Source organism: Gracilimonas sp. (assembly GCF_031581265.1).
Classification (GTDB): Bacteria; Bacteroidota; Rhodothermia; order Balneolales; family Balneolaceae; genus Gracilimonas.
Map to the genome: position 1 here is coordinate 126,203 of NZ_JAVLBQ010000001.1, position 23,968 is coordinate 150,170.

Genomic DNA, 23,968 nt, shown 5'->3' on the forward strand with positions numbered 1-23,968 from the left:
CGATCAGGAGACCGAATAATTCGGCGCTTCCTTCGTGATTTGAACCGAATGTGGGTGACTTTCTCTGTAAGCCGCAGCTGAAATCTGCACAAACTCAGCTTTTTTCATTTCCTCGATATTTGCAGCACCTGCATATCCCATGGCTGCCCGAAGTCCGCCAGACATTTGATGTACAACTTCACTTAAATGTCCTTTGTAGGGAACACGTCCTTCAATTCCTTCCGGTACTAATTTGTTGATATCGTCTTCAACATCTTGGAAATATCGGTCTTTAGATCCTTTATTCATTGCGCCAATACTTCCCATTCCCCGATACGATTTATATTTACGAGATTCATAGATGATCGTCTCACCGGGGCTTTCATCAACCCCGGCAAACATTGATCCCATCATAACCGCATCTGCTCCACCGGTAATCGCTTTTGGAATATCTCCGGTTTGCTTTATACCTCCATCGGCAATAAGGCCAATTCCTTTTTGATTGGTATACTCGGCAACTTCCATAATTGCACTTAATTGAGGAACTCCAACCCCGGTTACCACTCGCGTTGTACAAATAGAGCCTGGGCCAACTCCAACTTTTACCACATCTGCACCGGCTTCAACTAAGGCTTCGGCGGCAGCTTTGGTAGCAATATTTCCACCAATTACATTTAGATCAGGGTAAGACTCTTTGATTTTTCTGATCGTATCAAGAACACCTTGGGAATGGCCATGTGCGGTATCTACTGTGATTGCATCTACGCTTGTAGCAACTAAAGCATCAACACGATCCATAGTATCAGCTGTTACACCCACTGCGGCTCCAACTCTCAAGCGTCCCATTTCATCTTTACATGCATTTGGGAAGTTCTTTTTCTTCTCAATGTCTTTAAAGGTGATTAATCCCACTAACTTATTATTCGCATCAACGATGGGTAATTTCTCTACTTTATAATGCTGTAGAATTTGTTCTGCTTGTTTTAGGTTTGTCCCTTCTTTTGCAGTGTACAAATTTTCATGCGTCATGATATCTCCAAGCTTCTTGCCCATCTCAGACTCAAAGCGAAGATCTCTATTTGTTACGATACCTACCAAAATTCCTGCGTCATCAACAATTGGAATTCCTCCGATTTTCTGCTTTTTCATAAGTGCCCGTGCTTCCCGAACGGTAGCATCTTCTTTCAGTGTAACCGGATCTACGATCATACCACTTTCACTTCGCTTCACTAACCGAACATGCTCCGCCTGATCTTCGATACTCATATTTTTATGAAGCATGGCAATTCCACCTTCGCGAGCTAATGCAATTGCTAAACGGTACTCAGATACCGTATCCATAGCCGAGCTAATGATAGGAACATTTAGTTTGAGCGTTGGGGTCAGATTTACCGTGGTATCGACATCTCTTGGTAGTACCTTCGAGTAATTGGGCACCAATAGCACGTCATCGTAGGTAAGCCCTTGGCGTGTAATTTTTTTGAAGGGAGAGGAATCATTCATTATAGGCATCAATAAAAAAATTTAACTTGCAGTTTTTCAAAGATACGAACTTTCGGTTGGAACTACTTAATGAGATTCCCTAAAATTATATATAATATATTGTCTTATAACCGATTAAAATATTTGAAGCTTTTAATCAATAATCCTGAAAATGGCAGAAAAAGAATTTACACAAAATCAGATTCGTGATATCCTGGCAAAAGCTTCAGAAATTCAGCAATCAAAGAATGATTTGGAATCTGAAGAACGGGGTATCACTTCTGCAGAACTGCAGGAAATTGCAAGTGAAGTTGGTATATCAAAAGAAGTTTTAATTAAAGCTATTCAAAGTGTAGAAAGCCGGGCTAAACAGGAGTTTAATTGATTAATTGGCACAGGTGAATTACAGTCATCAACCATTATTAATCAAGAAATTACAGATCTTCAGCTTGATCGGTTGTTCCCTGAACTGAACGCGTATACCGGCCAAAAAGGTACTGTAGAACAAATGAGGAACAGCTATGACTGGGAGCAAGTTGAGAACAAACTTGAAAGTATCAGGCGTGTCACTGTAGTGCCAAAAGATGGAAAGACAAAAATCACACAATATGTAAACTGGGATGAATTTAGAGGTGCAGGATTATTTCTTTCTACATTTTTCGGGGCACTTGGGGTCGCTCTTATTTTAAAAGCATTCGGCATTCCAAAGACCTCTTATTTGCTTCTCTCTTCTATTGGTGCTTTAGCCGGTTATTTCGGTTTCATGGGCGGTCTCAAATATTATTTCAACAAACAGAAAAAGAAATTTGAGTCTATCATGCAGTTAATAACAGATGTACTGGAACAGCCGGCACAACACCGCATTAGTACTGATGATATCCCTAAAAATTTAGAAGAAAATAAGACTCAGAAATATAAAACCAGATCCTGAGTCATATTCTCAATAAAGCATTTTCACTACAGAGATTTTACTTTTAATGCATCAATCGCCGTATCCAAACTGCAAATTCCATCCTGAAAGCAGCTTACCCAGTAGTGAATAGAGTCTCTTCTTCTTTTTACAAAAGGATCGCAGGAAGAAAAACGCCCTTTGAGTTCTTCTACCATAAATTTCACATCTTGATGAATTTCGATCTTTAACTCATCAGGTAGATTTCCCCAGCCCATTAAATTGAAGGCTTCCTGCATCTCGTTGTACTCTTCGATGCTTTCTTTCTGAATGCGTTTTAGTACCGGAACGGCAAATAATGCTGTTGCTTTGTTTTGCTTTGAAGTAATTGATAGTGCTTGATTCATCATGGTCATTGAGTTTTGTTTTTTGATTTACTCAATGATACTCATACCAAGTGACAACATAGTGTCACCCCGAAAAATAATTTATTCTGAAGATCAAAATCACAAAAGAATAAGCATTGATTGTATGAAATATTGTGCCTCAGATATTTAGGAATGGATTAGGTTTTAATACCAAACGATAACGATCCTATTTAGTGCTTTAGAGTTTTCATGGCAGTACTAAACGAAAGTACACACTATGTGGAATTAGGGAAGCAAATTATGTACATTTATTTATGTACATAATTCAAATTCAAAAAGATGAAGAAAGTACCCGTAAATAAAGTCAGAGAGCAGTTAGCTAAATACCTCACTGAGGCTGAGCGTGGCGAAGAGGTCATCATTACCAAACACAACAATCCCATTGCCAAGTTGGTGAATTATAAGGAGCCAAAGAAAAAGAAGAAATTCCCGGATATGACGGAGTTTCGGAAAAGCCTGAATGTAGAAGGCTCTGTGTTAGATACCTTGTTGGAAACCAGAAATGAAGAAAGGTTTGGTACAGAATAATATCTACATAGACACCAGTTGCCTAATACCCTACTATTTCAATGAAACACTAAGCTCCAAAGTCCAAGATTTCTTTGAGTCTGATAATAATTTCCTAATCAGTGAACTTTCAAAGGTAGAATTCTATTCAGCAGCCCGAAAGAAAGTAAGAATCGGACACACTACTGAATCAGAAGTAAGAAAAGTGTTTCGGATATTTGATTCACATATCCAGCAAAAGCTATACTCGATCATTAAGTTAGATGGAATACATTTTGATGCAGCCTCAAACATCATAAGATCAACTGAAAATTCTTTGAGAAGTCTGGACGCTCTGCATCTTGGAATAGCCTATTCAGAAAATTATTCAGTCTTCAGTTATGACACAATTTTCAATCAAACCGCCATAGAATTTGGCATCAGTGTATATCCTGAATAAGCCTACTCCGGATAAATACTCTTCTTCGCCGCCAGCAATGTATTCTTCATTAACATTGCTACCGTCATGGGCCCAACCCCACCGGGAACGGGTGTAATCCAGCTGGCTTTCTTTTTCACCGATTCAAAATCTACATCGCCTACCAGTTTATAGCCTTTTTTAGAAGTTTCATCGGCAATTCTGTTGATACCCACATCAATAATCACAGCCCCTTCTTTGATCATCTCGGCTTTGATAAGATGAGGCTGCCCGGCTGCAGCAATCAAAATATCAGCAGATATGGTGTGTTGTGTAAGGTCTTTAGTGTATTTATGGCAAATGGTGGTCGTAGCTTTTCCTGATGAGTTTTCTCTTGATAACATAATTGCCATCGGGGAACCCACGATGTTACTCGCTCCCACAACTACAGCATGTTTAGATTTCACCGGGATGCTGTAATGCTTAAAAAGCTCCATGATTCCCGCCGGAGTACAACTTTTAAAACAAGGTTGATCTACCGTCAACCGACCAACATTCATGGGGTGAAACCCATCCACATCTTTGCGGTGGTCTATACTTTCAATCACATCATGAGAAGATAAGTGGGAAGGCAATGGCAGCTGAACCAAGATTCCATCTACCGAATCATCTTCATTATAATTTTTAATGATGGACTTAAGTTCTCTGGCAGAAATAGTATCCTGCAGGATCTCTGTATGGGTTTCAATCCCAACGTCCTCACATGCCCGGGTTTTGGCCCCGGTATATACTTTTGAAGCAGGATCATCACCCACTAAAATAACTTGCAGGAACGGAGGCCGGTTCCCCTTGGCTGTCCAATCCTCCACATCCTCCCGAACGCGATTTCGTACTAATTCTGCTACTTGTTTTCCGTCAATTATCTCTGCACTCATGCTATCGCTCTATATTGTATTTTTTCATTTTGTTGTACATATGGCTTCGCTGAATTCCGATGGCCTCAGCAGTCTGACTTATATTCCAGTCGTTCTTTTCCAACTGCTTCACCAAAAATAAGCGTTCTGCCGTTTCTTTGAAGTCTTGGAAATCTTCGGTTTCATCCGCCAATTTACCCAAATGCTCAGCTTTCAGGTCTCTTGTTTTGAGAACGTCACGTACGGTTTCCTCTGTGATTTCATCACTCGAAGCCAAAATTCCCAAACGCTCTACCGCATTCTGAAGCTCCCGTACATTCCCTCTCCGTTCTTTTTGCTGAAGGGCCTCGAGCGCCTCATCTGAAAAAGAAATCGAAGAAAAACTAATATCACGTTTTTTTAAATTCTGAAGGCAAGCTTCAGCAATCAATGGAATATCTTTATTTCGCTTCCGAAGCGGCGGTACTTCAATGGGAATTACGCTAATGCGGTGAAACAAATCTTCCCGAAAATTTCCTTCTTTTATTTCTTCTTCCAGATTTTTGTTGGTAGCGGCCAAAATCCGCACATCAATTTTTATGGGTTCACTTCCTCCTACACGTGTAATCGTACTTTCCTGTAGTGCCCGTAATACTTTGGCCTGGGCTTCTAAACTCATATCTCCAATCTCATCCAAAAACAACGAACCGCCATCAGCTTGTTCAAACTTTCCAATTCGTTGGTCGGAAGCCCCGGTAAAGGCTCCCTTTTCGTGCCCAAATAGCTCACTTTCTAATAAATCAGATGGAATGGCTGCACAGTTTACTTCTACAAATGGTCCTGCACTGCGCGAACTTTTTTCATGAATCCATTTGGCTACCAACTCTTTTCCGGTGCCATTTTCACCGGTGATGAGAACACGCGATTGTGTTGGTGCTACTTTCTCAATCAGATTTTTAATCTCTTCAATGGCCTTACTCTCGCCTATGATCTCCTGTATTTTAGGCAGCTTCTTTTTGATTTGCTTGTTTTCTTTCTCCAAACTTTTTTGAGAGAGTGCATTACGTACTGCTATAAGTAACCGATTCAAATCCGGGGGTTTTTCGAGAAAATCATAGGCACCCATTTTAGTAGCCTCCACGGCAATTTCGATGGTACCATGACCGGATATCATAATCACCGGAAAGTCATATCCCTTTTCACGAATGGCTTTTAATGTTTCGAGGCCGTCCATACCCTGCATTTTTATATCCAGAAACATCAGGTCGATATCGTTTTCGGCTAAAAAGTCCAGTGCAGCCTGACCGCCATCTACGGTTGAAACCTCGTAGTCTTCAAACTCCAGGATCTCCTGCAGGGCATTTCGGATAGATTTTTCATCATCCGTGACTAATATGTGGGCTTTTTGGTCAGGCATTCGTTATTGGTTAATGGGAAATGGTTATTTGTTTCATAAACGATGAACAAATAACCATTAAGCAATTCAATACTTTTCGTAAAGGTACATCAAAATTTGTTCATGGACGGCATCGATAGAACTTACTTTCTCGGAAATAAAATTATTGGTTGCCAGGCTCACGATCAGTTTTTTCCCGGATTCCGTTTCCATATAACCACTCAGCGTTCGAACGCCTGTTACAAATCCTGATTTCCCTTTAAAGTTTTTATACAAAGGCGTGCCCTTCATTCGATGTGCCAATGTTCCATCAATTCCGGCCACCGACATGCTGTTGAAGTAAGCTTCAAACTCCGGATGATCCTGCATTTTGTGAAGGAATTCAGACAAATACGCTGTTTTGTTGAAATTGCCCTGCGCCATCCCTGAAGCATCATTCATGACTACATAAGTCGTATCAATTCCAAAATTAGCTAAGAATGTTCTTACCTGATCGATTCCATGCTCAAACGAACCGGGCTGATTTCCGGCATCTGCAGAAAGCCTTTTCACCAACATTTCGGTGTAAAAATTGTCACTTTCCTTATTGAGCCACTGAACCAATTCTCTCAACGGTTTGGAACGATAGGTAGCTATCACATTGGTAGTATCGTAAGAAAAAGCCTGATCGGGGACGATGATTGGTCTACTGAATTTGATTCCATTTTCATTTAAAAAATCTTTGAAGGAATCGAGGAAAAACATAGCGGGATCGTTGATAGCAAGCGACTCGTCCTCATAATACCCTTGCGGAAGTGTACTGCCCAAAATTATGGTATTCCCTCCCATCTCACGTCTATAGTACTCATCATATTCTGTAGCCGGATGGGTAATCACCTGCTGATTTTTAAATGTCACGTAATCAGTGCTGTCGGGGAACCAGGTGATTCTTGGTGTACCACCAATCTTTCCCTCTGCAAACACTTCCAAATCTACCGCATTATTATTGAAAGAAAGTGGGCTAATTTGCACACCATAATAAAATGACATGTCGTACCAATCCCAGCCCTTTGGATAATATTGATTATCAAACAAAGAAATATCAGCCATCAAATTGCCCTCAATGCGCTGAATTCCAAGATCCTGCAACTGCTCCAAAAAGATCTTAAAAGCATAATATCGATCTTCTTCATACAAATCTCCGCTGATGGACGGATCTCCGCTTCCCTTTATGATTAGATCTCCAACCCAGGTGTTACCCTGTAATTCACCATCTCCATAAATATTTGTGGTGAACCGATAGTCCGAACCAAAATGATCCAGAATGGCCGCGGAGGATATTAGTTTTTGGTTAGATGCGGGTATGATGGTTTTATGTGAATTGAGGCTTTCAAGAATTTTACCGTTTGCATCCCGAACCGTAACTGACCAAAAGGCTTCCTGATTTGGAGCATTGCCTATTATGGATTGCACGTTTTGAGCTACAGATACTTCCGCAAGAATCGCAAAGCATAACAGGTAAGTAAAGCGGATAATTAAGCTCATTTAGCTCACAAAATATTTTTCTTCCTCTTCTCTGAATGCTGACAAAATTTCCTCAGTTACATCACAGGCCAGAATTTTTTCTCTGAATGAGCCACTGTTCATTAACCTCGATATCCTGCTCAAAAGCTTGATATGCTGTTTATTATTGGCTTCAGGGCCTACCAAAAGAAAAACTAACCTAACAGGGGCCTTATCAATAGATTCAAAATCAAGAGGTTTCTTAAGTAACGCAAATGCTGCGAGGTTTTCATCAACAGCTTGAGTTTTTGCGTGCGGAATGGCAAGTCCTTTCCCTACTCCGGTTGACATTATTTCTTCACGTTCAAAAACTGCTTTTCGAACTTCTTCTAATTGTTCCTCCGTTTCAACTTTATCTTGTAGTGTATCAACTAAAGCGTTAATAAGGTCTTCCTTGGACTCAATTTCAAAGTTACATAATACTGTAACCTCATCTAACAGCGAAAATAAATTCATGTAATTTCTTTAACAAAAGTGAAAATTCATCAGCACCCGAATATAGGCACCCTTTAGACAATCAATCAAAGATTAATTAAGAAGCTTATCCTCTTATTTAAATTCAATAAAATTTCCCTCCTCTCTAATTATATAATCTGCAATAAGCTTACAAAATCCTTAAACTTGGGCATGCAATGGATTAGAAGCACAATCACTGTTTTAAGAAAAGATCTACAAATTGAATTGCGTACCCGTTTCGCATTCAATATGGTACTTGCCTTTGTAGCAGCGGCAATGCTTTTAGTTCTTTTCACTCTTCGTGCCGATCAACTGGAACCGGGACCCAAATCCGGTTTGGTATGGATTATAATCTTGTTTGCAGCACTTTCTGCACTAAGTCGAAGTTTTATATCCGAAACCGATAAAAAAACGTTTGATCTGCTTCGTATTTATGCTGATGGATCGACTTTGTATTCCGGTAAATTACTCTATAATTTTTTATTCACCTTATTTATAAATGCAGCTACTTTCGCCGCCTATATATTTCTAATGAACCTTCAAATTCAATCTTGGTCTGCTTTCCTGTTTGTTTTATTTATCGGAACCGCAGGACTATCAGGAGTAGCTACCATGACGGCCGCTATTGTTTCTCAGGCCGATCGTAAAGGCGCTATTTTTTCAGTATTGAGCATCCCATTATTTGTTCCTTTGATTTTACTTTTGGCTGAAGTTAGCGAAACTGCTTTCATTACCGGTGATAGTGAATCGATGAATAACATTATGGCTCTAATTGGTTTTGCAGGAGTCACCATAACCACAGGAATTTTATTGTTTGATTATATCTGGGAGGAGTAAAATGGATATCAAATTTGGCAACAGACGAATTATTGGTCAACAGAGAGCAAAAGAGCAGGTTGAGCGAATGCTTGCCGCTGACCGGGTGAGCCATGCTTACCTATTGTCTGGTCCAAAAGGAGTTGGTAAAACGGCGTTTGCCCTGGCCATGGCAGAAGCGATAAATGGAGTTGAGCATTTAAGCGATTTGGGAGAACATAAATCCTCAAAAAAATCATCTTGGTTTACCCATCCTGATATACACGTATTCATACCCAAACCCACAAAAGTGGATACCGAAGAACTCAGGGGACGGTTAGAGCTATTGGCAAAAGATCCTTATGAAATTATCGATTTTTCCCAACGTCCTTCCCTTGATGATGATTCTTCCAAGAATTTACAGGCTTTTTATCCCATAGATTATTTTAGGGATGACATAAGGCCCATCGCAAAATTGAAACCGAATGAAGGTGACCGTATTGTCATTATTTTGACACATGTTGAAACTATGAGAAAAGAAACTGCAAATGCTTTTTTGAATCTTTTGGAGGAACCATCTGACCGACTCATGTTTATTTTGACCACCGAAAACTACGAAAACCTCCTCCCTACCATCACCTCAAGATGTCAACATATTCCATTGGGGGCTTTAAGAGACAAAGAAGTGGAGCAAGGTTTAATTGAAGTGGATGGGCTTGATGCTGAGGATGCTGCCTACCTGGCCCGAGTATCAAATGGGAATTATGCCATGACTCGTTTCTTCGATATTTCAAAGTTGAAAGAAAACCGGGAAATGGTCGTTCAGTACCTACGGATGGCTTTTAGCCAAGATGCAAACGGGTTATCTACCTTAGTGCAAGACTGGCAAAGTTCAAATAATATTGAAGGCCTGATTGCAATTACCAATTTGATTGAAATGTATATCCGCGACCTCATGGTATATCGTGAAACCCAAAACAAGAAATTCATTACGAATATTGATCAACTTCAGTCCATTCAAAAGTTTGTGCAATCATTAGAGAAAGCTCGTCTGGAAGAAATGATTGAGCACTTAGATGAGTTTCGTCCCGCTCTGAAGCAAAATGTTAACCCAAAACTTATTTTCATCGTCATTGCCTTACGCTTTTCTACTTTAATGCGTGGATTGGATCCCGAAATTTCCACTCAAGACAACTGGAATCATATACCTGCATTTGTTTCAAGATGAAGAATTTAAAGTTTTATAAAATGGAGGGTGCCGGTAACGATTTTATTGTTATTGATAACCGGCAGTACGATTTCAAGCTCGATGAAATCATAGATTTTACTCCAGCATTATGTGACCGAAAGTTCGGAATTGGAGCTGATGGAATATTGGTACTCGAAGAGCCGCAAAAAACCGAAGTCGATTATACCATGATCTATAGAAATGCAGATGGAAGTGATGCGGGAATGTGTGGTAATGGAGCTCGATGCCTGGTATATTTTGCTTTTAAAAATGGGTTTAAAGAAACCCAAACATTCAATGTTCATGATAACATCTACAAAGCTGAAGTAGATCAGAATGACTTAGTAAGTATTCATTTTCCTGTAGAAGTAAAAGCAACTGATTTTGAACTGCAAGGTTTTGATCTTGTAAAAGCTGATTCCGCCACAGAGCATATTGTCACTTTTGTTGAAAAGCCGACCTTGGAAGAAGAGGAGAAATTAGTCCAGGTCGCGAGAAAATTACGGTATCATCAAGAACTTGACCCTCCGGGAACCAATGTAAACTTTGTTCACGTTGAAGATGAAAGCACCATCAACCTTCAAACTTATGAAAGAGGCGTCGAGAACCTGACACTTGCTTGCGGAACCGGTGCTTTGGCTTCAGCTATTGCAACTCATCACCACTCTGATAATCAAAACAAACATGCCAGTTATACCATACATGTAAAAGGAGGAACGTTACAAGCCTCTTTTGATTTTTCATCTAATACCAATACTTATCACCGTTTAATTCTTAAAGGACCAGCACATTTTGTATTCGAAGGCTCAATTGATCTTTAAACTCTTATTATTAACGGGTTTTATTTTAACTCTTCATGGTTGTTCTGTAAATCTTTCTAATTCATCTAATAACAATTACGATGTTGGACAAAATTACATAAGCAGATATCTTGTTCCTAATCAGCTCCCAGCACCGGCAACCATCAAAAGTGTTCAACTTTACAGAAAGGGAAATACCAACAGTCCACCGGTCATAAAACTTGGATCGTCTGAGCAGCTTGTTCTTTCGTTCGATGAGCTTTCTAATGCATCCGGACAATTTCGAATTACTTTTACCCATCATGACCAGCAATGGAATCCAAGTAATATTCCTCAGGATTGGTATTTGGCAGGTATGAATGAAGTGATTGTAGGTGGAGGTAAAAAAAATCAACTTTCGGAACCGGACTATTTCCACTACTCAACAGAGTTTCCAAATGATCAGCTTTCTTTTGAAACAAGTGGAAATTTTATGCTTCATGTTATTGATTTCTCTTCCGGAACGCGGCTTTTTTCGCTGCCCTTTTTTGTTACCGAAGAAGCCGGTGAAATGACATCATGGGTTGAGACAAAATACAATGCCGGACGCAGATTCGGAGCCTTAGATCGCCCCTTTAGCGAATATATCTACCCGGATTTTATCGAGTTTCCTCAATTTGATTTGAGCTTCTATTTTGCCCAAAACCGGTTTTGGGGTGATATTAAACAATCGGAACATTTTGATTTTTCTGAAGAAGATCGAACTCAATTTCACCTTTCTGAGGATAATGCATTCCCGGCCAATTTTGATTTTATAGGATTGAACCTAAATAATTTTTCTGTAGATGGTTCCCAAATAATTGACTGGTTTCCTGAAAGAAATCCTCCTGAAGTAATCCTGCGCCGTGATATTTTAAATTTTTCTGCCACCCCATCATCAGGCTGGAGAACATCCTTCGGTAATCCTGAAACGGGCGTAGAGTCAAGATATGCCAATATTCGATTCAGGTTTCAGGATGGAGGTGATTTTTCAAGCAATCAAGGCGTATACCTGGTTGGAGACTTTAATCAATGGGTTCTTTCCGAAGACAATAAGCTAAAATACAACAATCAAACTGGATATTGGGAAACATCTGAACTCATTAAAGAAGGGACTTACACTTATAAATATGCCATTAAATCTGGCCGAGATGGTATTGATGACTTAATACTAAGTGATGCCGTAACCCGAAGTAATCAGGAATACACAAGCTTTGTGTATTTCCAAGATCCGGATTACAGGTATCAGCGCTTACTAAATGTACAAGTGTTCAGGTCTTCTGCTTCCCGGTAATTTTAAAAATCTATCCCAATGGAAAAATAGTGGATTGGTTTAGATTTAAATCCTGAGCGCTCATAAGGCCAGCCAACATCATATCTCAGCGGAAGCCCAAAAACGATTGTCCTAAGGCCAAAGCCACCACCAATTAACATATCTCCGTCCACATAAGGAGCTTGTCCAAGTTCACTAACTTGCCCATCCTGATCTCTTATCTCGTAATACCCGGTTCGCTCTTCAGCTACTTTAAAATCTAATTTTGCTTCATTTACAACTGTATTTTGCCGATCCTGAGTTTCATAAAGTCCATAATCAATTCGTTCACCCCATGCAGAACCGACATCTAAAAAGGCAGCACCTGTGATATTATACAGGGGTAAAATTGGGATAGCTCCGGGTATGACAGCTGCAAATAATGGGAATCTAAACTCAGCATTTATCAATGAGAAATTACTTCCATAGGTGGTGTTGTATGCATAGCCGCGAACCGGTAAGGCAGGTACGGTAAAAAAGCTATCGGTCAATTTATCGTATGACAGCCCGTTTTGATTGAATCGTTGATTAATCCAGCCGAGCCTTCCTCCCATAAAATAAGTTTGTTTATCAGGTCCTACAGAAGCTGCGCCTGAAGCTCGCAATGCAAAGCTATAATTCTGTCCCAGGTTGAAATATTTTCTAAAATCTGCGAGTACAGAAGCAAATAATGGGGCATTATTCCCCACACCGGGACTACCGGAGAGACCTATTGAATATCTATTTCCTCCCCTTGGTGTTAAGAAACCCGGTAGTGTTTGATCGTTGGTAAAAATAAATTCCGGATACAGAAATATACTACTTTCATTACCTGATTGATTCTGTCCAAACGTATATCCTGCATATAAATCACTGACCGTGCTATAGTCTCTGGTAATACCTAAAGCCGATATTCCACCATCAATGCGCTTAAATTTATCGATTGGATATTGAGCTTTAGCTCCTCCTCCAAAAGTCCTGAAACGGATGCTTTCTCCAAAGAAGGTTTGATATCTGCGCGATGAATGGAAATAAGAAAAAAACCAGTTCGTTCGGTTTTTCAGGTAGCCGTACTGCAGTGAATAATCACTGTTACGAAGATCTGACACAAAATTAGTTCCAAGTGCAATTTGGTGATCACCCAATAAGTCACTTACAATAAACTGAGTGGTGGCGTAAGAACCGTAGGTTGATGCCACGAAAGTAGGATTATAAGCTATATCTGTAGAGAACTTCAGTCGATAATTTTTGGGTTGAAAGCGTCCGTCTTCGGTTATATTGTTATCGGGAGTAAAGCTTTCCACATCTTCTAATCTTAGCGTGGTATCCTCCATCACTTCCGTACTGAATACGTAATTTCTAAAATCAATTTCGGAAGAATCTTCTTCCTGGTTTTCTGCTTCTTCCTCTGCTGCCTGTGCTTCCACTATTTGAGGATCATTTAGATCTATTCCATTCGCAAACATTTCGGCTGCATATTTTCTTGCAGGTACTCGCTCTGCATAGGTTTCGTTAGCACGTCGCTGAGCCCAGTAATTTTTGGATAGACTCTCACTTTTCTTTTTTTCGAATGGGGAGCGAAGCACAAATATATCTAAGTAGCCTTCATTAATTGAATTCAAAGCAACGCGGGAGCCGTCGTTACTGATTGACATTTGGAAAACGCCGGTTTGCAAGTTGGTAAGCGGAGTTCTGGTTCTTGTTTCTAAATCAAATTCGTAGATATTTTGTATCCCATTCTCATCTGAAACAAAGATCATTCGGCCATCTGGAGTCAATTTTGGAGAATTTTCATTCCATAATGGAGTTTCAGTAAGTCTAACGGCTTTACGAGAATCGAGATCAATCCTGAATATATCTTGTTGATATAAATTCTCATCACTTAGCAGGTCATACCCCACATTATACGAGTGAAGCTGAGTTTCTCCTCCTCTGTTTGAAACAAAATAAATAGATTCAGAATCGGGACTCCAAACCGGCTCAGTATCGGAAAAGAAATCACCGGTTAAATTTGTAAGTTCTTTATATTCAATATTATACACAAATATATCTTGGTATGGGCCTACATTACCATCAAAAGCTAACTTCTTACCATCAGGGGACCAAGAGATGGAGGCAATAGCATCTAAATCTTTGAACTTTATTTTAGTGGTCTCTTTTGTTTCGTAATCAATTAAGGCAATATCATCCTTACCTTTTGATTTTGTTGAAATGGCAATTTTACGTCCATCCGGAGACCAGGTGATATTGGGATTTAAAATATTAAGCTCTTCAAATTCCGGGTTATCTTCTCCCCTGATCAGCGTTTTTAATTTACTACCATCAATTGCACTAATGGCAATAACATCAAAGTATCCTCTCTTATTGGTGATAAATGCGATTTTGTCTCCTTGGGGAGAAATAGCCGGACTGGTATTATACGTTCCGAATTCACCCCTTTCGGTAAGATAATTGGCAATTATATCAATTCTTTCCCTTTCTGCCACTTCAGGATAATATCTTTCTTGCAAGGCATCTTTCCATAATTTTGAGAGTTCTTCTATGCTTACCCCTAACGATTGTTGCATTCCAAGTTCAACACTCCGTGAAGTCCTGATCCGCTGAAGAATTTCAGCAATTTTTTGACGCCCATATTCCTCTACAATGTAATTCCAAACTGATTGGCCTCCCCTATACGCATAGTAACCGCTCAGCATTGGTATGTCTGCCAGGTAATTATTTATTACCGCATCACGGATATACATATCAGTATTTGTATCCCATCCAAGTGCTGTGTATTCAGCCAAACCTTCTTCAAACCACAGTGGGAACTGTAACTGTATATTATTTCGAATTATCGAATTAATAGTGCCCCCGTAAAACATATCGTTAAATACGGCATGCACAAGTTCGTGATGCAGTGTTCTTCTGAAATCAGCATAATTGCCGTCAAAAGGAACCGTCATTCTATTTTTTAGTTTATCGGTTACCCCACCTATTCCTTCTGCACTGGTTGGCAGGTTAACTACATTAGTTTGAGAGAAATCATTGTGAGAATCATATACAATCAATGAAATACGACTCGAAATTTCATGATTGAAATCATCCGCTAATTGCTTGTAGGCCGATTCAATACTTTTTGTGGCAAATTCAGCTAATTCATAATTCTTTTCCCCATAGTAATACACATCGAAGTGCTTAGACTGGATAAATCTCCATTCAAAATCTTCATATTGTACCCTGTTTTTGCCAAACGTATAATATTGAGCTTGTACTGCCTCACTGCCGGCTATTAATACTATCAACAGAAAAGTAAAAAATGATATAAATCTTGAATACATAATATTACATGAGTTTTGTTATTTGGCTAATCCAAAATCAATTTGTCTTTTTTGCATATCAGTACTTTTAACATACACTTTGATTTCATCGCCAAGCTGAAATTGCTTTCCGCTTTTACGACCGACCAATGCATGTCTTTTGTCATTATATACAAAATAATCTCCTTTAAGATCACTTATTCTAACCATTCCTTCACAATAAATGTCTTTTAGGGTTATAAAAATTCCCCGCTCCATTACACCACTAATAATTCCATCAAATTTTTCACCGGTTTTTTTACTTAAAAATTCAACCTGTTTCAGTTTTACGGAATCTCTTTCAGCATCTACAGCTACTCTTTCTCGCGCGCTGCAATGCTCACCATCTTTAATTAGTTGATCGTGAGTGTAAACTTGAGCACCGGAATTGTAACCTTTCAATAAACGATGAACAATTACATCCGGGTAACGTCTAATGGGACTCGTAAAGTGTGCATAATGACCAAATCCCAAACCAAAGTGACCGATGTTATTCGGTGAATACTCTGCTTTTGCCATTGCCCTAAGCATCAAACCATTAACGATGTACTCCAGGCTTGTATTTTTTACTTTTTCAAGAAGATTGTTAATTCTTTTGGGGCTGATATTGTCACCCACTTCAAACTTGATTCCTATGGGTTTAACCTGCTCTGCGATGCCTGTTAATTTTTCTTCATCCGGTCTGTCATGTACTCGATAGAAAAATGGAAATAGATTTTTTGAGCGTTTTTTGTTCGATTCTTTCCGCATTTCTTCTACATGCGTAGCAACTGTTTTGTTGGCCATCAGCATGCATTCCTCAATTAAACGATGTGCAAATATTCGCTCTTTAATAATAACTTCTTGTGGAACTCCGTCATCATCCAGTACAAACTTTGGCTCAGGAGTATCAAAATCTATGGCACCCTCCCGAAATCTCTTATCGTGCAAGATTCTTGCAAGTTCGGCCGAAAGCTGAACCTCTTTACTAAACTTATGCTTCTTTCCATCTACTATAGCTTGCGCTTCTTCATAAGTAAATCGCTGCTTGGAATGGATAACCGTTTCCTCAATAGTATAGTCAACGAGTTTTCCATTGGGCGCTATTTCCATAAAACAGCTATACGTCAACTTATCTTCATTAGGACGCAAACTGCAAACTCCATTACTCAATACTTCAGGAAGCATAGGTATCACACGATCTACTAAATAAACGCTGGTTCCGCGGTTGTGTGCTTCCTCATCTAATACTGATTTTGGAGTCAGGTAATGCGTTACGTCAGCAATGTGCACTCCCAGGTAATAATTTCCATTATCCAGCTTCTTAATACTTAAGGCATCATCGAAGTCTTTGGCATCAGCCGGATCAATAGTAAATACGTTTTGGTCTCTTAGATCTCTTCTTCTTTTACACTCTTCTTCAGGGATCTCGAGCGGAATTTGGTGGGCATATTCTTCAACTTCTTTAGGAAATTCAGCAACCATGTCATTTTCAGCCAGTATAGAAAGCATATTGGCATCATTAGAACCTGATTTACCTAATACAGAAGTAATCCGGGCTTCAGGTAAAGCGTTGGGGTGAACCCAATTTTCCAGTTCAAACACTACTTTGTCTCCATCCTCAGCTTTGCCAATAAATTCCGGCAATACGTAAAAATTGGTATGAGCCGATTTCGTATCGGTTTCAATAATGTAATTCTCTTTGGTTACCTTTTTGAGGGTACCAACATAGAAATCCTTACCTCTTTCTACGATTTCAAGAATTTTACCTCTTGGCTGACCGCTTTTCTTATTCTTTCCGGTAATCTTAACTCTGACAATATCATCATTCAAGGCCGTTCCGATATCCCTGGAAGAAATCATTACATCTTGCTCACTTTGCTCAGAAATTACATATCCTGTACCACGAGCTGAAATATCTAATTTCCCCTCTACAATACTTGAGTTTTCTTGGGATGATCTCTTGGAGATATTGTTCGTGTTCAACAACACGTAATTATCTTCTCTTTCTACCCTATTGTCAGCCGTAAGTTTTTGGAGGGTTTTGTCCAATCGGTTAACCTCATTGTCACTCTCTAAACGAAGCACACTAATGATTTGCTCTCTGGTTAGTCTATTTTTTGGGCTGTTTTTGATCAGGTCAATGATCAGTTCTTCTAAATTTTTTTGTCGTTGTCTTTTACTCATTAAAAACTCTTTGTTGGGATTGTGTTATCCCTGATTCTGTGTTATTTCTTCTTGATTTTTGCCGTCCCTGGTTCCAAATAACTTTCTGAAAGGCGATAAAATCCGATCAAAAAATTCTTTCCAGGTATTGAAGCCTACTTTGGCTTCAAGTCCTACTCCATTGATGTCTTGGGATTGTTGCGACTGCTCGGTACTGTTCAATGTACCAAAGGTTAAATCTTGTCTGTGAAAAGCGGTTAGTGCAAACGTTTGATTAATTCTGTACGTGGCCCCTAAATCTCCAATGTTAGATTGCCTGCCTGTAATCTGTCCTTCCCTGCGTAATATTAGTTTGTCGTTATATAGCCGGAGTGCCACTCCAAGATCTACTTGATTGTAGGTATTTAAGTTAAAATCTACATCTAAACTACTCAAATCGCTATTCAATAACGAATTTATCTGATTTGATAACAATGGATTAATAACCTGACTGGAAAGTAACGGATTTAACAGTGCTGCACTGCCCGATATATTATCTCCAAAAAAGTTCCCTTGTGTGGTTCCTGCTGATGACACCGGTATGAAATCCCCCATCAACATGAAGTTTGCAGCCTGAATCAATTTCATGTTTTCATCTCTGTTAATAGCTGCAAGTTGCGTTGATAGGGTTGAACTTTGTTGAGATTCAAAGGTATTAGGTAAGCGGAAAAAGAAATCGTTTTCAATGCTGTAAATAGTCCCCCCGATTGTATACACTAACTCAACCGGAACTCTTTGGGCATTTTCAGGATCATTGCTTCTGGCTGCACTCAAGGTATTAATATCGGGACGGGCAGTGTAAACAGCATTTAAGTTTAAGCTTGCATTCGCGGGATCACCCTCCCATACGATAGAACCTCCCGATTCCAGTTCAAATCTTCGGGTAAAAATATCTCCACTTACAAACTGATACCGTCCACCCTCAATATCAAACCTTCCAAACATTGAGAAGTCTTGGTCTTCTAATAATATCCTGAGTCTTCCTGTTCCCTCTGCTGTAACAATATCACCGGTAACGGGGTCAAAAATAAGCCGAACGGTCATTGGGTTATCGGTCACAAACTGAAGATCGAGCGTAAACCGTTCGGCAAACGATAAATCTACCTCATCTTCTTCGTTTTCAGTTGTATTCCTATTTCGTGATGAAAACCGCCTGCGAGAATTTAAGTTATAGTCTTCAAATGATTCTACAAACCGAATAAATCGGTTATCTTCGTTAAGTTCGGTCTCTTCCAGCAGTGGAATCGAAATTCCAGAGAAATCAGATACCTGCATAGGTTCCTCTGTCCTAAGAACGGGAGCAAAATTAGTTCCGGAGATTGTGACCGTACTTGACCCGAATGCCGTGCCGAAAAAAGGTAAGGTCGGATCAAAGGTACTGTTCAGAAATTGAAATTCATCCATCTCAAGACGAATGTAAAGACTATCAGTGGGGGTGAAGTCATTAAAATCATAATATCCGCTTAAAATTGCGTTACCGCCGGAGGGGTCGAGCAAATAAATGTCGTTGAAACTAAGCCCGTCATCCCTGGTAAAAGAAAGTCCTCCCTGTGCATAATAATAAGTATCCAGGAATTGAGGTCTTAAATAGGCCGCATCTGTTGAACCTACCATTAAGTCTGCGTTAAAATCATAATCATCGGCATTTCCCCATATTACACCTGACCCTTGTGCTAAACCAGAACCGTCGGAAAATACTTTAGGAGCTATCAGCGGAAGTATCCATAAGTCTATATTTTCAAAATCTACATTGAACTGATACAAGGAGTCCGTGTCAGGAAACTGTCCGTCTTGGGGGGCTAACACGTATCCATCAATGGTGAAATTTTGGCCTTTTCTTCCCGTATTTTCAAAATACTCCGGGTATTTAGTAGAATCGGTGTACACTGAAATATTCGTATCAAAACGGTCAAATTGATTATTGTATCTACTTGATAAATTCAAGTCTCCTACCAGTGTTCCACCAAAAGTGAGCGTATCAATATCTACATTTCCCAGCACTGTTGGTACAGTGGTAAGGGTTCTGGTTGTGAATTCTCCATTTAATCTCCCGCCAAAACTAAGTCTTCCCCCTAACAAAGTGGATACTTCTTGTAAGTTTAGGTTTTCGATACGGTAGTTTACAGAATCTTCCGGAGCAGCGCTAAATGTTCCCTCCACTTGCAAAAATTGATCTTGATTTTCGAACACAAAATTCTCCAATGAAAGTCTTTCATCCGCACGGTAGGTAATGCCGGCTTTTTCATTATTCTCCCATTGATAGCTCTCCGTTCCTAAGGAAAATTCCTCAATTAAAATCTGAACAGCTTCATCCATAAGTTTTCCGTTTCCCGATATCCGGAAAGAGGATTCATCAGAAAGGCGCGACAACGTGTTACTGAAGTAGAGAGAATCCCGATCTAAATTAGCCGAAAAATTCATTCCCTGACCCGGAATATCATTTATTAAAATACTTGAAGCATTTGCCTGTACTTCCAAGCTTGAAAATTCTTTAAACGGTACTTCATACCTGAAACTTCCCGTAGCCTGTAAAGACAGTGAGTCAGCTGAAAAATTTCCAAATGTAGTTTCCTGATCTACAAAAGAGGCATTAAATAATAGCTGTCGGGAGTTTACATTTACCGATGAATTAATGCGAGCCGATGATTTCAATTCAGGAAATCGGTCTAAATAAAAGTTGATAATATTTGGACTCTTGATCCTTCCATTCAAGGTAATATTTTGATTTTCTGAAATCTCAAGGGCACTATCCAAAGTATTAACGGATTTGAACCTGAATTCCCGATCTACTTGTGTTTTTAAATACGAAGCCCAATGATTTGACAAATCTATCAACGAAGAAATATTGTATGACCCTTCTACTGTAGCATCAAAAGCTGTAGAGGTGAATCGCAGCATCCTGTTTGCTTCTTCCGGACCGTTGAGGTCAAAATAAAGTTGATGGCGATCCAGCGTATCTGTTCCGGCCACGGCCTGCAACACATCAAAACTCGCCTGACCATAAAGCTCATTTAAATTATTACCTCTTAAATCCAGCTCATATTCAATATCCGCAGTGACAGAACGAAAATTCGGGTGTTGGATGATATTCTGCAGTTGTAGTTCTTGAGCACTCCCGGTTAAAAAGTAGCGGGGGTTGTTGTCATTAATATCTATTTCACCATTTAGTGCAATGGATGAGCCATACATATTGGCTCGTATTTCAGGTGTTATTATTCCGTTTTCCCAATTAGCTAAAAACGAAAATTGTTCATAGGAACGATTATCAAATTCTCCGTTGGAGGACCTAATAACAAGCCCGCCTCTGCTGTTCTTGAAATCCATTCCTGTACTATTAATTTCACCTTCAACAGTTAAATTTAATTGCTGGATATTTGGAGTGAATATATTTCCTATATCTAACGAATCCGTTGTGAAAGAAAAATTATAGGCCATTTGGTCAGTCCAATTTACATCGCCATTAACTCTTATAGTCCCTCTTTCCCCTTCCATACTGAAATCGAGTGCAGTCTCTTCTCGGTTCCCGGAAATCGAGGCTTCATAATTTCCTGAAGCAATTCCTATTGCCTGATTTTCTGTTAGCACCGATTGAACTTCGTAAAGCTGTTCCTCTCCTACAGTCAATGATTGGATGTCTACATCATACCCAATGCTGGATAAAGATTTTAACTCTGTAAGTTCTGCATTAAAACGACCGTAACTGTCACCAAATACAAATTCTCCCGTTTCTATGGTAAATAATTCTACTGTTCCCTCACCATTCAGTGTAGTTTCTAAAGATGTATTCAGGGAAGTTAAATCCGGGTTAAATCGCCTTATAAAACCGGGAGATAGCAGAAACCGATCAACAGAAAAACTCAAATTTGAGTTGACAAATTGATCTCTGATATTGCCTGATAACAAGTTAATACCGTCCGCTTCCCCACTAAATCTGATTGTAGAATTGTCAACATTTATATTGAATGCATTGAGCTCAAAAAAGCGATCGTCATTATAAAACTGCCCAAACAATTCCACATCATATAACTGCGCTTCAGGTGCATTGAACCGAATAGAATTGATATCCATGAATCTTTGCACTTCGGTATATTCAAAGAATAAATCGATATTGAGTCCGGTAATACGAAGGCTATCTCCTGAAGAAATGAATTTCTCGGTATCAGGAATATTCCTGAATACCATGTTTCCATTAAAAACCTTTACAGAAGGGATAATAATTTGAAATCCAAAATCTTCACTAACATTTTCTACTGAATCGGTACTGGATATATCAGCTTCAACAGATTTAAAAGCACTTGCTAATGAAGCACCCTCAGAAAAATCGACTGCGGATACCGGGTTCTGAATTTCCAATGAATTCATAACAAACTGCTTTCTAAAAACGGATAATACATCCACAGAAGCCGAAATATCAGAAGATTCAAAAACAGGTTGTAAAGCGGATGAGTCAGGATAAATTTTAACATCATTGAGCTGCACCTGGAAGGGTAAAAAACCATTGATAGATCCAATATGAAGCACACCTTCATACTCTTTGCTAAATTGATTCTGAATGACATGAGCCACCTGATCTTTTACAGGCTGTAATTGAAGAGCTCCAAATAAACCAACGCCTACAATACATACTGTTAGTACTAAGACCCCAATAAAGGTCCAAATCACATTCCAGGATTTATGTAACCAGCGTAAATATGCCACTATGAAAATTCATTTAATGTATGCTGCCAAGACTTCTCAACAATATCCGGATTAGTCACTTTATGGATATAAGGTTGTCCCTTGGACTTTAACAAGATAAGGTGGATTATTCCGTCCTTCACTTTTTTATCATTTCGCATTTTATTAACCAATGTTGCCGGATCTGAATTGAGTTGACCTAACGAGAAATTATACAACGATTTGAACTGCAATAAATTGGAGAGCTCAATATCAGAACCTAACGCATTGGAAGCATGCAAAGCTGCTATCATCCCGGCGTACACTCCTTCTCCGTGCGAGTATGTTGAATAGCTTCCTTCATTTTCGATAACGTGACCAAAAGTATGGCCAAAATTCAGGTAAGCTCTTTTCCCTGCTTCCAAAACATCTTCCGCTACTATATCCGTTTTAATCTGTGCACTTTTTTGAATGAGCGGTAACCAAGATTTTATATCCTTAAATGCATCTTTCTTCACCAACGAATTAACTTGTTCTAAAATTTCGGGACTGTGAATCATTCCGTATTTCAATACTTCACTGAGTCCGTTTACCCATTCTTTTCGTTCCAACGTTTTTAGATAGGCGACATCAGCAAAAACCGCATCCGGCTGATAAAAACTACCTACCAGGTTTTTGCCTGTGGCATGATTAATCCCTGTCTTTCCCCCAATAGAACTATCCACCATGGCAAGCAATGTAGTAGGAATATGAACCAAGGGAATGCCACGCAGCACAGTAGCTGCCACAAATCCAGCTAAATCTCCGGTTACTCCGCCTCCAATAGCAAACAGTGGAGTTCCCCGTTCAACGCCATTCTGAAGTACAAAATCGACTGCATTTTGATATACCTCAAAACGCTTGGCTTCTTCCCCTCGCGGAATTTCCAGGATGTGGAGATTGGGAAACTGACTTCTTAAAACCGATTCAAAATGTGTTTTATGGTGCTCCAGCACAAAGGCGTCTACTAAAGCAAATGCCGTAACAGAGCTGTATTTCTTGTTGTGATGTTCAATCTCATCAGACAAGTTAAAGCCAAAGTGTAATTCGTAGTTTTTAGCTGTAGAAGTTTGGACCAATATAGTATTAGACATGTCGCTTTATTTTATCAATTGCTATGTCAGCCATTTCTTTGATAGAATTATATTCCGAACTGTGTATGTTTATTTCAGCTTGTTTATAATATTTTTCACGGTCTGAATATAAGGCTTTGAGCTCTTCAAAAAGTTGTTCTCGAGATTTTATTTCCCCCTCCTCATCAAACAAAATCGGCCGATGATTTCTCCTTGCCACCCTTTTTGTAATTTCCTTCAGTGGTACTTCCAGAAATAATAAAATCCCGTTCACTTTTAGGTGATCTACTACTTGTTGATTCTGCAGTGCACCCCCACCCAAGGAAACAATCCCTTTAAAATCTCTTGATAGTTCCAGTAAATATTCCCATTCCTTTTCCCTGAAATACTCTTCCCCACGATCTTCAAAAATATCCTTGATGACTTTATTCTCCTTTTCTTCAATTACAGTATCAAGATCACGGAATTCCCAATCCAATTTTTGGGCTAACTTTTTACCAAGCGTACTTTTTCCGGAGGCCATAAATCCACATATATAAATGCTTCCTTTAAAGTTATTTAGTCTATTGGTGTTCAT

At 39.3% G+C, this 23,968-nt stretch carries 19 protein-coding genes; 8 read left to right on the forward strand and 11 right to left on the reverse strand.

Features of this window, described 5'->3' with window-relative positions; all coding sequences use genetic code 11:
- Window positions 1-3: 3 nt before the first annotated feature.
- Entirely contained in the window at window positions 4-1,491 is a 1,488-nt protein-coding gene (gene guaB, locus RI561_RS00495) for an IMP dehydrogenase (protein ID WP_395078246.1), read from the reverse strand.
- Window positions 1,492-1,633: 142 nt separating this feature from the next.
- Between guaB and RI561_RS00500 the strand changes: the two genes are divergently transcribed.
- Window positions 1,634-1,846: a hypothetical protein gene (locus RI561_RS00500; protein WP_395078247.1), complete on the forward strand. Its 213-nt coding sequence runs from the start codon at window positions 1,634-1,636 to the stop codon at window positions 1,844-1,846.
- A gap of 123 nt (window positions 1,847-1,969) precedes the next feature.
- On the forward strand, window positions 1,970-2,392 hold the full coding sequence (locus RI561_RS00505; protein ID WP_395078248.1) for a hypothetical protein: 423 nt from the start codon (window positions 1,970-1,972) through the stop codon (window positions 2,390-2,392).
- Between the two features lie 26 nt (window positions 2,393-2,418).
- Here the strand turns inward: RI561_RS00505 and RI561_RS00510 are convergent, their stop codons facing one another.
- Window positions 2,419-2,760 carry a hypothetical protein gene (locus RI561_RS00510; RefSeq protein WP_395078249.1) on the reverse strand — a complete coding sequence of 114 codons (342 nt, stop codon included), beginning with the start codon at window positions 2,758-2,760 and terminating at the stop codon, window positions 2,419-2,421.
- A gap of 297 nt (window positions 2,761-3,057) precedes the next feature.
- Here RI561_RS00510 and RI561_RS00515 point away from each other — a divergent pair, with 297 nt between their 5' ends.
- Together RI561_RS00515 and RI561_RS00520 are read left to right on the forward strand one after the other, a co-directional pair.
- Entirely contained in the window at window positions 3,058-3,306 is a 249-nt protein-coding gene (locus RI561_RS00515; protein ID WP_395078250.1) for a type II toxin-antitoxin system Phd/YefM family antitoxin, read from the forward strand.
- The gene (locus RI561_RS00520) at window positions 3,281-3,724 is read left to right on the forward strand and encodes a type II toxin-antitoxin system VapC family toxin (protein ID WP_395078251.1); all 444 of its coding nucleotides are present in this window, start codon (window positions 3,281-3,283) and stop codon (window positions 3,722-3,724) included. Before RI561_RS00515 ends, RI561_RS00520 begins: the two co-directional genes overlap by 26 nt.
- 2 nt (window positions 3,725-3,726) lie before the next feature.
- On the opposite strand, the gene folD is transcribed toward RI561_RS00520, so the two are convergent.
- The 4 genes from folD to RI561_RS00540 form a co-directional block, all read right to left on the reverse strand.
- Window positions 3,727-4,617: a bifunctional methylenetetrahydrofolate dehydrogenase/methenyltetrahydrofolate cyclohydrolase FolD gene (folD, locus tag RI561_RS00525; protein ID WP_395078252.1), complete on the reverse strand. Its 891-nt coding sequence runs from the start codon at window positions 4,615-4,617 to the stop codon at window positions 3,727-3,729.
- A 1-nt stretch (window position 4,618) separates the two neighbouring features.
- Window positions 4,619-5,992, reverse strand: coding sequence for a sigma-54-dependent transcriptional regulator (locus RI561_RS00530; protein ID WP_395078253.1), 1,374 nt, complete (start codon window positions 5,990-5,992; stop codon window positions 4,619-4,621).
- Window positions 5,993-6,058: 66 nt separating this feature from the next.
- Window positions 6,059-7,495 (reverse strand): D-alanyl-D-alanine carboxypeptidase/D-alanyl-D-alanine-endopeptidase, encoded by a 1,437-nt coding sequence (gene dacB, locus RI561_RS00535; RefSeq protein ID WP_395078254.1) that lies wholly within the window; start codon window positions 7,493-7,495, stop codon window positions 6,059-6,061.
- Window positions 7,496-7,969 (reverse strand): PTS sugar transporter subunit IIA, encoded by a 474-nt coding sequence (locus RI561_RS00540; RefSeq protein ID WP_395078255.1) that lies wholly within the window; start codon window positions 7,967-7,969, stop codon window positions 7,496-7,498.
- A gap of 171 nt (window positions 7,970-8,140) precedes the next feature.
- Here RI561_RS00540 and RI561_RS00545 point away from each other — a divergent pair, with 171 nt between their 5' ends.
- The 4 genes from RI561_RS00545 to RI561_RS00560 are packed head-to-tail and all read left to right on the forward strand — an operon-like array spanning window position 8,141 to window position 12,104.
- Window positions 8,141-8,806 (forward strand): heme exporter protein CcmB, encoded by a 666-nt coding sequence (locus tag RI561_RS00545; RefSeq protein WP_395078256.1) that lies wholly within the window; start codon window positions 8,141-8,143, stop codon window positions 8,804-8,806.
- A gap of 1 nt (window position 8,807) precedes the next feature.
- Entirely contained in the window at window positions 8,808-9,992 is a 1,185-nt protein-coding gene (locus RI561_RS00550) for an ATP-binding protein (RefSeq protein WP_395078257.1), read from the forward strand.
- Window positions 9,989-10,813, forward strand: coding sequence for a diaminopimelate epimerase (gene dapF, locus RI561_RS00555; RefSeq protein ID WP_395078258.1), 825 nt, complete (start codon window positions 9,989-9,991; stop codon window positions 10,811-10,813). The genes RI561_RS00550 and dapF overlap by 4 nt, the downstream gene beginning before the upstream one ends.
- Window positions 10,803-12,104: a type IX secretion system plug protein domain-containing protein gene (locus RI561_RS00560; protein WP_395078259.1), complete on the forward strand. Its 1,302-nt coding sequence runs from the start codon at window positions 10,803-10,805 to the stop codon at window positions 12,102-12,104. The genes dapF and RI561_RS00560 overlap by 11 nt, the downstream gene beginning before the upstream one ends.
- 2 nt (window positions 12,105-12,106) lie before the next feature.
- Here the strand turns inward: RI561_RS00560 and RI561_RS00565 are convergent, their stop codons facing one another.
- The 5 genes from RI561_RS00565 to RI561_RS00585 are packed head-to-tail and all read right to left on the reverse strand — an operon-like array spanning window position 12,107 to window position 23,968.
- The gene (locus tag RI561_RS00565; RefSeq protein WP_395078260.1) at window positions 12,107-15,421 is read right to left on the reverse strand and encodes a peptidase MA family metallohydrolase; all 3,315 of its coding nucleotides are present in this window, start codon (window positions 15,419-15,421) and stop codon (window positions 12,107-12,109) included.
- Window positions 15,422-15,439: 18 nt separating this feature from the next.
- Window positions 15,440-17,605, reverse strand: a complete 2,166-nt coding sequence (gene rnr, locus RI561_RS00570; RefSeq protein ID WP_395078261.1) for a ribonuclease R — start codon at window positions 17,603-17,605, stop codon at window positions 15,440-15,442.
- A 24-nt stretch (window positions 17,606-17,629) separates the two neighbouring features.
- On the reverse strand, window positions 17,630-22,285 hold the full coding sequence (locus RI561_RS00575; protein WP_395078262.1) for a hypothetical protein: 4,656 nt from the start codon (window positions 22,283-22,285) through the stop codon (window positions 17,630-17,632).
- A gap of 35 nt (window positions 22,286-22,320) precedes the next feature.
- Entirely contained in the window at window positions 22,321-23,412 is a 1,092-nt protein-coding gene (aroB, locus tag RI561_RS00580) for a 3-dehydroquinate synthase (RefSeq protein ID WP_395078263.1), read from the reverse strand.
- Window positions 23,405-23,968, reverse strand: a complete 564-nt coding sequence (locus RI561_RS00585) for a shikimate kinase (protein ID WP_395078264.1) — start codon at window positions 23,966-23,968, stop codon at window positions 23,405-23,407. Before RI561_RS00585 ends, aroB begins: the two co-directional genes overlap by 8 nt.